This window comes from Sphingomonas sp. BK580, assembly GCF_014194975.1.
GTDB lineage: Bacteria > Pseudomonadota > Alphaproteobacteria > Sphingomonadales > Sphingomonadaceae > Sphingomonas.
Genome location: NZ_JACIAY010000002.1, coordinates 23,378 through 37,364, shown reverse-complemented (window position 1 = coordinate 37,364; position 13,987 = coordinate 23,378). Strand labels below are relative to the sequence as shown.

At 73.1% G+C, this 13,987-nt stretch carries 15 protein-coding genes; 12 read left to right on the top strand and 3 right to left on the bottom strand.

What is annotated here, in order from left to right; genetic code table 11:
- Positions 1–126: 126 nt before the first annotated feature.
- Entirely contained in the window at positions 127–1,362 is a 1,236-nt protein-coding gene (locus tag FHY05_RS03385; protein WP_183943016.1) for a TetR/AcrR family transcriptional regulator, read from the top strand.
- Positions 1,363–1,455: 93 nt separating this feature from the next.
- On the opposite strand, the gene FHY05_RS03380 is transcribed toward FHY05_RS03385, so the two are convergent.
- Complete coding sequence (locus FHY05_RS03380) at positions 1,456–2,247, bottom strand: helix-turn-helix domain-containing protein (protein WP_183943015.1); 792 nt, start codon at positions 2,245–2,247, stop codon at positions 1,456–1,458.
- A gap of 202 nt (positions 2,248–2,449) precedes the next feature.
- Between FHY05_RS03380 and FHY05_RS03375 the strand changes: the two genes are divergently transcribed.
- Together FHY05_RS03375 and FHY05_RS03370 are read left to right on the top strand one after the other, a co-directional pair.
- A complete protein-coding gene (locus FHY05_RS03375) occupies positions 2,450–3,670 on the top strand; it encodes an MFS transporter (protein WP_183943014.1) in 1,221 nt (406 codons plus the stop codon).
- Entirely contained in the window at positions 3,667–4,356 is a 690-nt protein-coding gene (locus tag FHY05_RS03370) for a glutathione binding-like protein (protein WP_183943013.1), read from the top strand. Before FHY05_RS03375 ends, FHY05_RS03370 begins: the two co-directional genes overlap by 4 nt.
- A 208-nt stretch (positions 4,357–4,564) precedes the next feature.
- On the opposite strand, the gene FHY05_RS03365 is transcribed toward FHY05_RS03370, so the two are convergent.
- A complete protein-coding gene (locus FHY05_RS03365) occupies positions 4,565–5,077 on the bottom strand; it encodes a cysteine hydrolase family protein (protein WP_183943012.1) in 513 nt (170 codons plus the stop codon).
- 130 nt (positions 5,078–5,207) lie between these two features.
- Here FHY05_RS03365 and FHY05_RS03360 point away from each other — a divergent pair, with 130 nt between their 5' ends.
- The 7 genes from FHY05_RS03360 to FHY05_RS03330 all read left to right on the top strand — a co-directional run bounded on the left by FHY05_RS03360 (position 5,208) and on the right by FHY05_RS03330 (position 11,966).
- Positions 5,208–6,008 carry a thioesterase family protein gene (locus FHY05_RS03360; protein WP_183943011.1) on the top strand — a complete coding sequence of 267 codons (801 nt, stop codon included), beginning with the start codon at positions 5,208–5,210 and terminating at the stop codon, positions 6,006–6,008.
- 113 nt (positions 6,009–6,121) lie between these two features.
- On the top strand, positions 6,122–6,787 hold the full coding sequence (locus tag FHY05_RS03355; RefSeq protein WP_260181169.1) for a hypothetical protein: 666 nt from the start codon (positions 6,122–6,124) through the stop codon (positions 6,785–6,787).
- A gap of 49 nt (positions 6,788–6,836) precedes the next feature.
- Positions 6,837–7,556, top strand: coding sequence for a response regulator (locus FHY05_RS03350; RefSeq protein ID WP_183943522.1), 720 nt, complete (start codon positions 6,837–6,839; stop codon positions 7,554–7,556).
- 64 nt (positions 7,557–7,620) lie between these two features.
- Positions 7,621–8,934 carry a HAMP domain-containing sensor histidine kinase gene (locus FHY05_RS03345; RefSeq protein WP_183943521.1) on the top strand — a complete coding sequence of 438 codons (1,314 nt, stop codon included), beginning with the start codon at positions 7,621–7,623 and terminating at the stop codon, positions 8,932–8,934.
- 273 nt (positions 8,935–9,207) lie between these two features.
- Positions 9,208–9,762, top strand: a complete 555-nt coding sequence (gene dcd / locus FHY05_RS03340) for a dCTP deaminase (protein WP_183920730.1) — start codon at positions 9,208–9,210, stop codon at positions 9,760–9,762.
- A 265-nt stretch (positions 9,763–10,027) separates the two neighbouring features.
- The gene (locus FHY05_RS03335; RefSeq protein ID WP_183943010.1) at positions 10,028–11,680 is read left to right on the top strand and encodes a Na+/H+ antiporter; all 1,653 of its coding nucleotides are present in this window, start codon (positions 10,028–10,030) and stop codon (positions 11,678–11,680) included.
- Between the two features lie 7 nt (positions 11,681–11,687).
- A complete protein-coding gene (locus FHY05_RS03330) occupies positions 11,688–11,966 on the top strand; it encodes a UvrB/UvrC motif-containing protein (protein WP_183943009.1) in 279 nt (92 codons plus the stop codon).
- A 292-nt stretch (positions 11,967–12,258) separates the two neighbouring features.
- On the opposite strand, the gene FHY05_RS03325 is transcribed toward FHY05_RS03330, so the two are convergent.
- Positions 12,259–12,516: a hypothetical protein gene (locus FHY05_RS03325; protein WP_183943008.1), complete on the bottom strand. Its 258-nt coding sequence runs from the start codon at positions 12,514–12,516 to the stop codon at positions 12,259–12,261.
- 66 nt (positions 12,517–12,582) lie between these two features.
- Between FHY05_RS03325 and FHY05_RS03320 the strand changes: the two genes are divergently transcribed.
- Both FHY05_RS03320 and FHY05_RS03315 read left to right on the top strand, forming a co-directional pair.
- Positions 12,583–13,398: an RNA methyltransferase gene (locus tag FHY05_RS03320; RefSeq protein WP_183943007.1), complete on the top strand. Its 816-nt coding sequence runs from the start codon at positions 12,583–12,585 to the stop codon at positions 13,396–13,398.
- Positions 13,399–13,466: 68 nt separating this feature from the next.
- Entirely contained in the window at positions 13,467–13,802 is a 336-nt protein-coding gene (locus FHY05_RS03315) for a hypothetical protein (protein ID WP_183943006.1), read from the top strand.
- The last annotated feature ends 185 nt before the right edge of the window (positions 13,803–13,987 follow it).

Below are 13,987 nucleotides of genomic sequence, written 5' to 3'. Positions count from 1 at the left end.
GTCGAGGCTGGGCTTAGGCCATACCGTGTATTCGGTAAAGCGCGCTTCGTCGCGCCGCCGCAGCTACGATCCATGTCGATGGAAAAGGGACTGTATCTTCGAAAGCGACGTGCTACCCATCGCGCCATGGGGGATCTGAGGACCGACGACGCCACCGCCACGCGGCGCTTCCGCGAGAAGCGCGAGGCGATCCTGGCCGCCGCGGCGGACGCGATCAACGAGCAGAGCGCCAAGGGCATGACCTTCGCCGACGTGGCGCGTCGCGTCGGGCTCAACACCACCAGCGTCACTTATTACTTCAAGCGCAAGGAGGATCTCGCCGCCGCCGCGTTCGAGCACACGCTCGACTATCTGCTGGCGATGCTCGACGCGGCCGCGGCCGAGCCGACCCCGCCCGAGCGGGTCGAGCGGCTGGTCACGCTCAACCTCGCGCGGCTCGCCCGGATCGAGCGCGGCGAGGAACGCGCCTTCGCGGTGCTCTCCGACCTGCGCGCGATGGACGAGCCGGTGCGCGCCCGGCTGATGGCGCGCTGGCGCGAGGTGTTCCGCCGCACCCGCGCGCTGTGGGGCGAGCAGCGCGCGCGCGGCGCGGTCGACCTCGCCGGCGCGCGCGCGCACGTGCTGCTGGAGAACATGTTCTGGCTGCCCGCCTGGCTGCCGCGCTACGACGCCGACCAATATCCGCGCGCCGCCGAGCGACTGATGGACCTGTTCCGCCACGGCCTGGCCGGCGCGGACGCGCGCTGGGCGCCGCGCCCGCTGACGCTCGCGCAGGACGATGGCATGCCGGGGCGCGACGCCTTCCTGCTGGCGGCGACGCGGCTGATCAACGAGCTGGGCTATCGCGGTGCCTCGGTGCAGCGGATCGCCTCCGAGCTGAACGTCACCAAGGGCAGCTTCTACCACCATCTCGACGCCAAGGACGATCTGGTCGCGGCCTGCTACCGCCGCAGCTTCGACACGATCGCGGCGGCGCAGCGCAGCGCCGACGCGCGCGGCGGGACGCACTGGCAGCGGCTGTGCGACGCGGTGGCGACGCTGGTGGCGGTGCAATTCTCCGACAGCGGCTCGCTGCTGCGTACGACCGCGCTGAGCGGCCTGCCGCCGGGCGAGCGCCAGCAGATGGTCGACCGCTCCACCCGCATCGCGCGCCGCTTCGCCGGGACGCTGATGGACGGCGCCGCGGAGGGAACGATCCGCGCGGTCGACAGCCTGATCGCGAGCCAGGCGCTGATGGCGCTGCTCAACGCCGCCTTCGACATGCGCAAATGGGCCTCGACGATGCCGCGCGACCGCGCCGTGGGGCTCTATGCCTCGACGCTGCTGTTCGGGATGTTCGACGACCGTCTGCTCGGGGAGTGAGCCGACGAATGGGGCCGCCGTGCGCCGGGTCCGCTGCCGCTCCCGGTCGCTCACCCCAGGCAAGGCCGAGCGTCGCCGATCCGGCCGCCGCCGCTAGACCGGCGCGCCGAGCGCCTCGGTGCGCGCGCGGATGGCGAGCTGGTTGTGCGGCCCGCGCCGGCGCGAGAACTCGCGCACGGAGCAGCCCAGGAACAGGTGGCTGTCGCGCAGGAAGTGCGAGCGGTCCCAATAGCCCGCTTCCTCCAGCGTCATCGGCGCCGCCTCGGGCTGGGTCAGCACCGCGCTGAGCGCACGCAGGAAGCGGGTGCGGCGCAGCAGCAGCTTGGGAGTGAAGCCGAAATTGAAGCGGGTCAGCGCGGCGAGCGCGCGCGGTGTCATGTCGAGCGACTCGGCCACCGCCTCGATCCGCGTCGTGGCGGGGTCGCGCAGCATGGTGCACAGCCGGTCGATGCGCGGGTCGGCGACCGGGCGGCGCTGCAGCCGCGCCTCGAGCCAGGCATCGAACACCTGCTCGAACGGCTCGCCCGACTCGAGCGCGGCGCGCAGCATCTCGGCGCCGGGGTCGAGCTCATCGAGCGACACGACCCGGTTCGACAGCCGCGACACGTCGCCGCCGAACAGCTGCGCCCAGCCGTACGGCAGCAGCCCGGCACCGACCAGGATGCCGCCCGAGCTGGTGACATAGCCAGCGTAGCTGGTGGGTCCCGTCAGCGCGCAGGTCGGCATCGGGTCATAGCTGCGGCTCCCGATCCGCAGCCCCCAGGAGGGGCTGCCCGCCAGCGTGACCCGGATCGTCGCGACGCTCGGGAAGAAGGCGTCGTGGAAGACATGCCCCGGCACCACTGGCGCGGCGAAGCGATGATAGCCGGTAACGTAGCGCGTCAACGCGTCGCTCGGGCGGCGGTACGCGACCCCGACGCTCTCCTGATCCCCCACCGGCGCCCCCCAGCAACCCTTATTTACATCTCATTACCGCGCGGATCGCGCGGGACAAGCCTTGGTCCCGGTTCGATCCATATTCTTTTCACATAGATCAGCTTGTTCGGGAGGCGAGGACAGCGCTGCCGGGCGGCGCTATGGACGAACCATGCCTCGCTTCGCGCATCGCGCCGTGCCGATCGTCCTCGCCGCCGTCACGGTCGACGTGATCGGCTTCGGCATCGTCATGCCGGTGCTGCCGGGGCTGATCGTCGCGCTCGGCCGCACCGACCTGGCGCATGCCACGCTGATCGGCGGGTGGATGCTCGCCGCCTTCGCGTTGGCGCAGTTCGTCGCCGGGCCGATCCTCGGCAATCTCGGCGACCGCTTCGGCCGGCGCCCGGTGCTCGTCGCGGCGATGGTCGCCTTCGCGCTCGACTATGCGCTGATGGCGGGCGCGCCGACGCTCGCCTGGCTGTTCCTCGGCCGCGCCATCGCCGGCGCGGCGGGGGCGAGCTACGGGCCCGCCGGCGCGGTGATCGCCGACGTCACCCCGCCCGAGCAGCGCGCCGCGGGCTACGGCCTGCTCGGCGCGGCGTTCGGCCTCGGCTTCATCGTCGGACCCGCGCTCGGCGGGCTGGTGGCGCATTGGGGGCCGCGCGCGCCGTTCGCGCTCGCCGCCGCGCTGGCCGCCCTCAACGCGGTGGCGATGCTGCTCTTCCTGCCCGAGACGCTGGGGCGCGAGCATCGCCGCCCGTTCCGTTGGCGCGACGCGCACGTCATCGGCGCCTTCCGTCCGCTGTTCGCCGCGGGCAACGCCGCGCCGCTGCTGGTCGCCTGGTTCCTGTGGCAGCTCGGCGGCATCGTCTACCCGGCGGTATGGAGCTTCTGGGCAACGCTGCGCTTCGGCTGGAGCCCCGCGGCGATCGGCTGGAGCCTCGCCTGGGTCGGCTTCCTGCAGCTGCTGGTGCAGCTACTCCTCACCCGGCGTGCGGTGGCGCGGCTGGGCGAGCGCCGCGCCGCGCTGATCGGGCTGGCGGCCGGCGCGGCGACGCTGCTGGCCTATGCCTTCGTCACTCGCGGCTGGCAGGTCTATGCCTTCTTCCTCGTCGGCGCGCTCGGCGCGCTGGCGTGGCCGGCGATGAACGGGCTGCTCAGCCGCCTGGTCGACGCGACTCGCCAGGGCGCACTGCAGGGTGGGCTCGGCAGCATGAACTCGGTGGCGGCAGTGATCGGGCCGCTGATCGCCACGCAGAGCCTCGCCTGGGGCGCGCGGCACGGCTTCGACGGGCTCGCCTTCGTCGTGGCGGGCACGCTGATCGGCGCGGCGGCATTGATCGTGGCGGTCGGCGTCCCCACCCTTCGCGCACACGACGGAGACGCGCGATGATCGACCTGCATTACTGGCCCACGCCGAACGGCCACAAGATCACGATCTTCCTGGAGGAGGCCGGGGTCGACTACACCGTCCACCCCGTCAATATCGGCGAGGGCGAGCAGTTCCGCCCCGAGTTCCTGGCGATCTCGCCCAACAACCGCATGCCCGCGATCGTCGACCATGCGCCGACCGACGGCGGCGCGCCGGTCAGCGTGTTCGAGAGCGGCGCGATCCTGCTCTATCTCGCGCACAAGACCGGGCAGTTCGGCGGGGCGACGCCGCGCGCCCATGTGGAGGTGCTCGAGTGGCTGATGTGGCAGGTCGGCGGGCTCGGCCCCATGCTGGGGCAGAACCATCACTTCACCCGCTACGCGCCCGAACGGGTGCCCTATGCGATCGATCGCTATCTGAAGGAGACCAACCGGCTGTACGGCGTGCTCGAGCGGCGGCTGGAGGAGCGCGACTATGTCGCGGGCGGCGCGTACAGCATCGCCGACATGGCCTGCTTCCCCTGGATCCTGCCCGAGCCGCAGGGCCAGGACATCAACGACTTCCCCAACATCGCGGCGTGGCACGCGCGGATCAAGGCGCGTCCCGCGGTGGTGCGCGCCTATGAGCAGGGCGCGCGAGTGCAGGCCCAGCCGGCGGAGATGAGCGAGGAGCAGCGGCGCGTGCTGTTCGGGCAGACCGCGCGATAGGTCGAGTCGATCAGGACGGGGAAGGCTTGGTCTGGGCGCATGCCGCCGTCGCCGCCCGCCCCCCTCGTCTCTTCCCCTCACCTCCTGTCGTCACCGCGGAGTCGGTCCGGGATCCACCGGGCCGCACCATCCGAGAACGTCGTTCTCGCGGAGGAGTGGATCCCGGACCGAAGTCCGGCATGAGGGAGGTGTCACGTTGTCGCGATCCTCATCCCCCCTCCCGCGTCGGCCACACCTCCGCCGCGGTGACCACCGGGATCTTCGAGCCGAGCGCGGCGAGCGCGACCTGGTGGACGAAGTCGGTCGGCGCGGTGCACAGGTCGCCGATCACGCCGCGGTCGAGCACCGTCGCCTCGGGCGCGAGCGCGGTGTAGGTGACGCAATTCTGCGTCATCATGCCGCAGATGAAGAGCTCGCCGGTGTCGAGCAGATGCGCGCCGAGATCGGTCTCCTGGAACGCGTCGGGGAAGCTCTTGGTGATCACCGCGGCGCCCTCCGCTACCTCCATGATGGCGGGGCGGATGACGCTGCCGGGCTCGTCCTCGGCGAAGGGACCGCCGGCGGCGACGTGACGGACCAGCACGATCTGATCGCCCGCCGCTCGCGCCGCGGCGACCGCGGCGACGATCCGCTCCTCCACCGCCTCGGCGCGCCACAGCGGCAGCGCGCCGCGCGCGAAATAGGCATTCTGGACGTCGATCACCAGCAGCGTGCGCCTCATGTCATCTCCTCGTCGTCGCAGCCTCCTTCATAGCGGGCTCCACGGGGCCGACGTGCCGCGCGGCCGACTCTTCTCGCCCCGCCGTGGCGCGCGGCATTGATCCGTCGCGATCCGCCGTTAGCGTGAGGCGATGACCAACCCAGCGTCGCCCACCCCGCTCGGCCAGCTGCTCGCCGCGTTCGTCCGCGACGGCGGCGCGGCGCGCTGGCACGGCGCGATCCCGCCCGATTGGCAGCAGGGCCGCACCGCATTCGGCGGCCTCTCGACGGCGTTGGCGCTGCACGCGGCGCACCAGCTCGAGCGCGAGCTGCCGCCGCTACGCTCGGCGCAGGTGGCGTTCGTCGGGCCGCTCGCCGGGGCGGTGACGGTCTCCGCCGCGCTGCTGCGGCGCGGGCGCAACGCCGCCTTCGTCGCCGCCGAGGTGAGCGGCGAGGCCGGGCTCGGCGTGCGCTGCACCTTCGTCTTCATGCGCGCGCTGCCCGAGGCGCTGGCGCACACGCGCGGCGCCGCGCCCGCGGCCGCTCCGCCCGGACCCGACGACCGCGTGCTGCGCGGCGGCCACCCGCAGGTGGCGTTCACGCGCCACTTCGAGTTCGTCGACCCGCCCGGCCAGGACGATCCGGCGGCGTGGCTACGCTGGGCGCGGCTTGCCGAGCGCGACGGGCTCCATCCCGAGGTCGAGCTGCTGGCGATCGGCGACTGCCTGCCGCCCGCGGCGCTGCGGCTGCTCGGCGTCGGCGCGCCGGTGAGCTCGATGACCTGGCAGCTCAACCTGCTCGCCCCCGCGCCGGCGACGCGCGACGGCTGGTGGCTGCTGCGCTCCGCCACCGACCACGCGCGCGACGGCGCCTCGTCGCAGCAGATGGCGATCTGGGACGCGGACGGCCGCGCGGTCGCCGAGCAGACCCAGTCGGTCGCGATCTTCGGCTGATACAAATCGCGACAATATTCCGGCGCTCCGACATCCCGGCGCGACACACGCGGCCTAGTGCCGCGACACTGATGGGGCCCGAGCCCCGTCGAACGTGTCGAGGGGTGTATCCGATGAAGACCTTGCTCTCCGCCGCGGTGCTCGGCGCCGCCGCGCTTACCAGTGCCGCGCCGCTGCTCGCGCAGGACCTGCCCGCGGCGCGGGCGGACGCGCCGCCGCCACGCCCGATGGGGCCGCACGACCCGCTCGCCGCCGCCGACGCCGACCGCGACGGCGTGGTGACGCGCGAGGAGGCCGCGGCCGAGGCCGACCGCCGCTTCGCCGCGATGGACACCAACGGCGACGGCAAGATCGATCGCGACGAGCGCCGCGCGTTCCGACCGCCGCACCGCCCGCGCGGCGACATGGCGCCGCCGCCCGGCGAGAACGGCCCTCCGCCGCCGCCGCCCCCGCCGGGTGCGGACGCGCCGCCGCCGCCCCCGCCGCCCGGCGCGGAGCGCGACGGCGACCGGCACGAGCGCGGTGACCGCCCTCACCGCCGCGCCCCGCGCGAGATGACGCGCGAGCAGTTCCGCGAGCGTGCGCTGCGCATGTTCGACCGCGCCGACACCAACCATGACGGCCGCGTCGACCAGCAGGAGCGCGAGGCGATGCGGCTGATGATGCGCGCGCGCCGCGTCGGCCCCGACGGCGACCTGCGCGGCCCCGGCCCACGCGGCGGCGGACGCGAGGGTGAGGGAGGCGACCCGCACGACGGCGCCGCGCCCGAGCGCGACTGACACTGCGGCCCTTCCCATCAAGGCATCAGCTATGGCAGGCCCCGACGACATGGCCGACACCCCGCATCTGCTGCTGGTCGACGACGAGCGCTCGATCCGCGAGCCGCTCGCCGTCTACCTCACCAAGCAGGGCTTTCGCGTCACCCAGGCGGGCGACGCGGAGAGCGCGCGGACGCGCATGGCCGCCTATGCGATCGACCTCGTCGTGCTCGACATCATGATGCCGGGCGAGGACGGGCTGTCGCTGTGCCGCCACATCCGCGCCACCGGCGAGACGCCGGTGATCCTGCTCACGGCCAAGAGCGAGGAGACCGACCGCATCGTCGGGCTCGAGATGGGCGCGGACGATTATGTCGTGAAGCCCTTCTCGCCGCGCGAGCTGGCGGCAAGGATCAAGGTCGTCCTGCGCCGCACCGCGGGCGGCGCGGTGCGGCAGCACGCCCCCGAGAGCGGCGCCTATGCCTTCGCCGGCTGGCTGCTCAAGACCGGCGAGCGCGCGCTGGTCGACCGCGAGGGCGTGTCGGTGCCGCTGTCGACCGGCGAGTACAACCTGCTGCTCGCGCTGGTGCAGCGCCCGCGCCAGGTGCTGACGCGCGACCAGCTGCTCGACCTGACGCAGGGGCGCGAGGCGGCGGCGTTCGACCGCGCGATCGACAATCAGGTGAGCCGGCTGCGCCGCAAGATCGAGGCCGATCCCAAGGCGCCCGAGATCATCAAGACGGTGTGGGGCGGCGGCTACGCGCTCTCCACCGACGTGACGCGGCTGTGAGCGCGGCGATGAGCGCCGCGTGACCTGGCGCCGCCTGCCCTGGCCGCGCAGCCTCGCCGGGCAGATGGCGCTGCTGGTCGCGCTCGCCCTGTTCGTGGCGCAGGCGATCAACCTCGCGCTGCTGCTGCGCGAGCGGAGCAGCTTCCGCGTCGCGCAGGCGTCACGCCCCGCCGCCTTCCGCCTCGCCGACGCGCTCGACCAGGAAGCGAGCGGGCGCCGCATCGCGCCCGATCGCGGCCGCGTCCGAGTCGCCGCGCGCAGCCCGATCACCGCCGAGATGGCAGCGCAGCCCGAGATGGCGCGCGAAGTGCGCGCGCAGCTCGACGAGTTCGGCGTGCGGATGCGCCGGGTGGAGGTGGCGATCGCGCCGCCGGGCACCTATCAGGTGCCGCTCAGCCGGTTCGAGCGCCGCATGGCCGCGCGCCACGGCCCCGAGCCGCCCCCGGAGACGATCGTGGTCGCCGCGCAGCAGCCCGGCGGGCGCTGGCTGGTGCTGGCGGGCGGACTGCCGCGCGGCGACACGCGGCTGTTCTGGCGGCTGCTGGCGCAGACGCTGATCCTGTACGGCATGGTGCTGCTGCCGGTGCTGTGGGTGGCGCGTCGGATCTCGCGCCCGCTGCGCGAGCTCGCCGCCGCGGCGCGCGCCTACTCGCCGCGCACCCCGCCGCGCGCGCTCGAGGAGGAGGGGCCACCCGACGTCGCCGCGGTGATCGCCGCCTTCAACGCGCTGAGCCTGCGCGTCACCGCGATGCTCGACGAGAAGGACCGCATGCTCGGCGCGATCGGCCACGACCTGCGCACCCCGCTGGCCGCGCTGCGCGTGCGGATCGAGTCGGTCGAGGACGAGCAGGACCGCGCGCGCATGGCCGACACGATCGCCGAGATGAACCGCACGCTGGAGGACATCCTGTCGCTGGCGCGGCTCGGCCGCCCGAGCGAGCCCGAGACCGAGGTCGATCTCGCCGCGCTGGTCGACGCGGTGGTGGAGGACTTCCGCGACCTGGGCGACGATGTCGCGTTCGAGGAGGCCGCGCGGCTGCGGATGCGGCTGCGCCCGTCGCTGATCCGCCGCGCGGTGCGCAACCTGATCGAGAATGCGGTGAAATATGCCGGCGCCGCGGAAGTGTCGCTGCGCGCCGAGGCGGCGAGCGCGGCGATCGTCGTCGCCGACCGCGGGCCCGGCATCCCGGCGGACCGACTGGACGACGTGTTCGGCGCCTTCATCCGGCTGGAGACGTCGCGCAACCGCGAGACCGGCGGGATCGGCCTGGGGCTCGCGCTGGCGCGCGCGATCGTCGAGGAGGCCGGCGGCGCGATCGTGCTCGCCGCGCGCGACGGCGGCGGGCTGGTCGCGACCATCACGCTGCCGCGGGGGTGAGCGGGAGGCTGGGCCTCTGCCGTTTGGCCCTCCGCTACCGTTCGGCCCTCCTCCTCCGTTCGTTCCTCCAACCGTTCGGCTCGAGTAGCGATCGAGCTTGTCGAGAGCGCGTATCGAGAGCGCGCCACCTGCGGCACCTTCTCGATACGCCGTCTCGGCAAGCTCGACGGCTACTCGAAGCGAACGGGTTAGTGGGGCGACCCGACGACAGACACCCCCCTTGCGCTCGTCCGGCGCAGCGCCGAAAGCGTCCGCTCACCTGGGAGAGCCTGTATGTCGATCCTGTCGGACCGCTGGATCCGCGAGCGCGCGCAGGGCGAGGGCATGATCGAGCCCTTCGTCGAGGCGCAGCGCCGCGACGGCTGCATCAGCTACGGCCTGTCGAGCTACGGCTATGACGCACGCGTGGCCGACGAGTTCAAGATCTTCACCAACGTCGACAACGCGATCGTCGACCCGAAGGACTTCGCCTCGAACAGCTTCGTCGACCGCAAGACCGACGTGTGCATCATCCCGCCGAACAGCTTCGCGCTGGCGCGGACGGTGGAATATTTCCGCGTGCCGCGCGACGTGCTGGTGATCTGCCTCGGCAAGTCGACCTACGCGCGCTGCGGCATCATCGTGAACGTCACCCCGCTCGAGCCGGGCTGGGAGGGGCACGTCACGCTGGAGTTCTCGAACACCACGCCGCTGCCCGCCAAGATATACGCCAACGAGGGCGCGTGCCAGTTCCTGTTCCTCCAGGGCAACGAGCCCTGCGAGATCAGCTACGCCGACCGGGCGGGCAAATATATGGGGCAGCGCGGGGTGACTCTGCCGCGATTGTGAGGGTTGGCGAGTCACCCTTTGCCTCTCCTGTTCCCCCGCGGAAGCCGGGGCCCAGGTGGGAAAGCTGTCGTGAGACTCACCCGCGTCTCCCGCCTGGGCCTCGGCTTTCGCCGGGGAACAGGTTGCGTGTGTGGAGCGTCAGCGCCGTGATCCTGCCGCCGAGCAGTTCGGTTGAGTCGCTGCTGCCCCCACCTTCCGTACCGTGGAGGGAACCCCCACCGGCGCGCACGTCTTAGAAAGAGCCTATCAGCGGGAGAACCGGATCTTGGAAGTCGTCACCCTGTGCCTGTTCCTGTTGCTGGCGGTGGTCGTCAGCGGCACCGTCTCGCGACTTCTGCCCTCCGCTCTCCCCCGCCCGCTGGTCCAGATCGCGCTCGGCGCGCTGATCGGTGCCTTCGCCGGCATCCGCGTGGAGCTCGATCCCGAGCTGTTCTTCCTGCTGCTGGTCCCGCCGCTGCTGTTCCTCGACGGCTGGCGCATCCCCAAGGACGAGCTGCTCCGCGACCGCGGCGCGGTGCTCGGGCTCGCGCTCGGTCTGGTGTTCCTCACCGTGCTGGGGCTCGGCTTCTTCGTCCACTGGCTGATCCCGGCGATGCCGCTGGCGGTCGCCTTCGCGCTCGCCGCGGTGGTGTCGCCGACCGACCCGATCGCGGTCGGCGCGATCGCGCAGAAGGTGCCGATCCCCAAGCGCATGATGCACATCCTCGAGGGCGAGTCGCTGCTCAACGACGCCTCGGGGCTGGTCTGCCTGCGCTTCGCCATCGCCGCCGCGCTCAGCGGCACCTTCTCGCTCGGCGAGGCGCTCGGCACCTTCGCCTGGATGGCGCTCGCCGGGGTCGCGATCGGCGCCGGCGTGACCTGGCTGGCGATCGGCGGCAAGTCGCTGGTAGCGCGCCGCACCGGCGGCGACGACGCGGGCTCGAACATCCTCGTCAGCCTGCTGATCCCGTTCGGCGCCTATCTCGCCGCCGAGCATGTCCACGCCTCGGGCGTGCTCGCCGCCGCCGCCGCGGGCATCGCGATGACCTTCGTCGGCAGCGGCGTCGCGGTGAGCGCGGCGACGCGGATCCGCCGCCGCGCGGTATGGGACATGCTGCAGTTCACGCTCAACGGCGTGATCTTCGTGCTGCTCGGCGAGCAGTTGCCCGCGCTGTTCGCCGGCGCGCGCGCCGCCGTGGCGGGCACGGGGCACGACAGCCTCGGGTGGCTGCTCGGCTATGTCGCCGCGATCGTCGCGGTGCTCGCCGCGCTGCGCTACTGCTGGGTGTGGGTCGCGCTGCAACTGACGCTCTATCGCGCCAAACAGCGCGGCGACGGTCCCAAGGGCAGTCCGCCGCGGCGCGTGATCGCGGCCATGTCGGTGGCGGGCGCGCGCGGCGCGATCACGCTGGCGGGTGCGCTGACGCTGCCGCTGGCGCTGCCGAGCGGCGCCGACTTCCCCGCGCGCGACCTCGTCATCCTGCTCGCCTCGGGCGTGATCCTCGCGTCGCTCGCGATCGCCGCGGGCGGGCTGCCGCTGCTGCTGCGCGGGCTGACCTTCCCCCCCGAGGAAGGCGCCGCGGGCGAGCGCGACCGCGCCCGCGTCGTCACCGCCGAGGCGGCGATCGCCGCGATCGAGCGGGTCCAGCACGCCATGGCGCAGGACCGCGGCGACGCCGATCGCTACACCGACGTCGCCGCCCGGCTGATGGCGCAGTATCGCGATCGTATCGCCCACCTCGACGAGGACAGCGGCGCGCGCGACGAGCGCTCGCAGGACAAGGAGATCGAGCGCGAGCTCCGCCTCGCGGCAGTGCGCGCCGAGCGCCAGGCGCTCTTCGAGCTGGGCCGCCGCCGCGAGATCGGGCTGACGCTGGCGGAGCAGCTCGGCCGCGAGCTCGATCTCGCCGACGCGCGCCTGACGCGGAAGGGGCTGTGATCCGGACATGAGCGAGACGATCGCCGAGCTGCACGCCGCGATGGAGGCCGCCGCCGCCGCGCTCGACTTCGAGGAGGCGCGCCGGTTGCGCGATCGGATCACCCTGCTGCGCGGCGGCGCGAGCGCGGAAGACGCGGCCGCCGCCGACCTCAGCGGGCTGGAACGCCAGCGCCCCGGCGCGATGGGGCTGGGCACGAGCCAGCAGCGTGTCACGCCGCCGCCCGGCTGGACTCCCCCGCCCCGCCCCGATCCGATGACTCGCGGCCGCGGCACGCGCCGCCGCTGAGCGGTCACGGGCGGGACACCATGTTGCGCTAGGAGAGAAGGCAGATCGCGGGCGCCCGGCCAGCCGATCTGGCGCTACAGAAGAGGCGCGCCGTGGCAGCGAAGAGCCCGCCTGGGTCGGAGTCCGCTCGATCCTCGCCTGAACCGCCAGCGTGCGCCGGCGAACGCCGGTGTCCGGGGCCGCCTACCATACCGCGCGCCGGTCTGGGGTCCCGCCTGCGCGGGAGCACGGTCCGGCATCGGCGGCGCGGACGTCGACCCTCACAAGCCTCGTCTGCGCCGCACCTCGCTCCTCACAAGCCGATCGTGTCGAGCGCGGCGGCGAGCTCCGCGTCGATGGTCTCGCCCTGCCGCGGGGTCAGCCGGTTGAGCGCGGTCCGGACGCGGCGCTGCGCCACCTGGAGCGTCTTGTGGCGCACGGCGCGCACCTGGTTGGTCCGCCCGGAGCGGCTCTCGCCCAGCAGCGCGGCCCATTTCTCCTCCTCCGCCGCGAGGAGGGCGAGCGCGAGCCGGAGGCCGTCGCGCTGCCCGCGCGCGTGATCGTCACTCATCCGCCGTCGCTCCGCCATGCTGCCGGCCTGGGTGGCACGGCGCGTCCGATGCTATACGGCACCGCCGTGCCCCAGTTGATCCCGATCGTCGACCCTGCCGACCCGCGCGTCGAGCCCTATCGCGACATCCGCGAGCGTGACCTCGTCGGGCGACGCGGCCTCTTCGTCGCGGAAGGCACCGTCGTGCTCGAGAAGCTGGTGGAGAGCGCGACCCATCGCGCTACCTCGCTGCTGATCGCCGACAAGCGCGCCGCGGTGCTGGCGCCGCTCCTGGCGCGGTTGCCCGAGGACACGCCGGTCTATCTCGCCGCGCCACGCGTGCTCGACGCGGTCGCCGGCTTCCCGCTCCACCGCGGCGTGCTCGCGATCGGGCAGCGCGCCGCGGACCTGTCCGCCGACGCGCTGCTGGGCGGCGCGACGCCGCCACGCGACGTGCTGCTGCTGAGCGGCATCGCCAACCACGACAACATGGGCGGGATCTTCCGCAACGCCGCGGCTTTCGGCACGGGCGCGGTGCTGCTCGACCCCGACTGCTGCGACCCGCTCTATCGCAAGGCCATCCGCGTCTCGGTCGGCGCCGCGTTGACGGTGCCGTTCGCGCGGCTCGGGCGCGACGAGGACGCGCTCGCGCTGCTGGCGCGGTTCGGCCTCGAGGCGGTCGCGCTCAGCCCAGCGGGCGCGACCGCGCTGCCGGCGTGGCGACCCGCGCCGCGCAGTGCGGTGCTGCTCGGCGCCGAGGGACCTGGGCTGGCGCCGGCGCTGATGGCGCGGGCGCGCACGCTGCGGATCGCGATGGCGCAGGGCTTCGACTCGCTCAACGTCGCCACCACCTCGGGGATCGTGCTCCACCATCTCGCCACGGCGCGCGCCGGCGGGGCGTAGCGTTATGGGGCGACGCCGCGCGCCGCGGCGTTGCCGTGCCGGGCCGGTGCGGCATAAGTCTCGTCCCCATGAGTATCCTGTGTACCCTCGGCCTGCACCGCTGGCAGAGCCAACCGACGCTGCGCCCCGGCACCACCGTCCATCGCTGCGCCTGGTGCGGGGCGCGCGCGCTGACCCACGGCGGGCGGCAGCGGCGCCGCAAGCGCATCGTCTTCGGCGTCGCGCTGCTGGTCTCGGCGGGGCTGTGGTTCGTCAGCTACAATCTGCTGGTGCACGGCCGCACCCGCGTGCTTCACACCGCCTCGACCTCGGCGCGTAAGGTAGCGGCAGCGGCGTCGCACGGGCGCAACGTCGTGCATCGGATCGAGGGCGACCGCGGCAGCTACGTCGAGGGCACGGACTGAGGCGCCTGCCGCATCGGATTGCCTGGACGGTCCGCGTCCGCGCGCGATCGTTCGACGGGAGCGGCGCGTTGGAACGCCCTCGAATCTGGTGGCGGGAAGATCGGTTGCCGACTGACAGGTCGGGCGGCGGCGCCGAACGATCCGAGGTGGTGCCCCACAGAGGACGAAGAAGGGCACTCAAATCA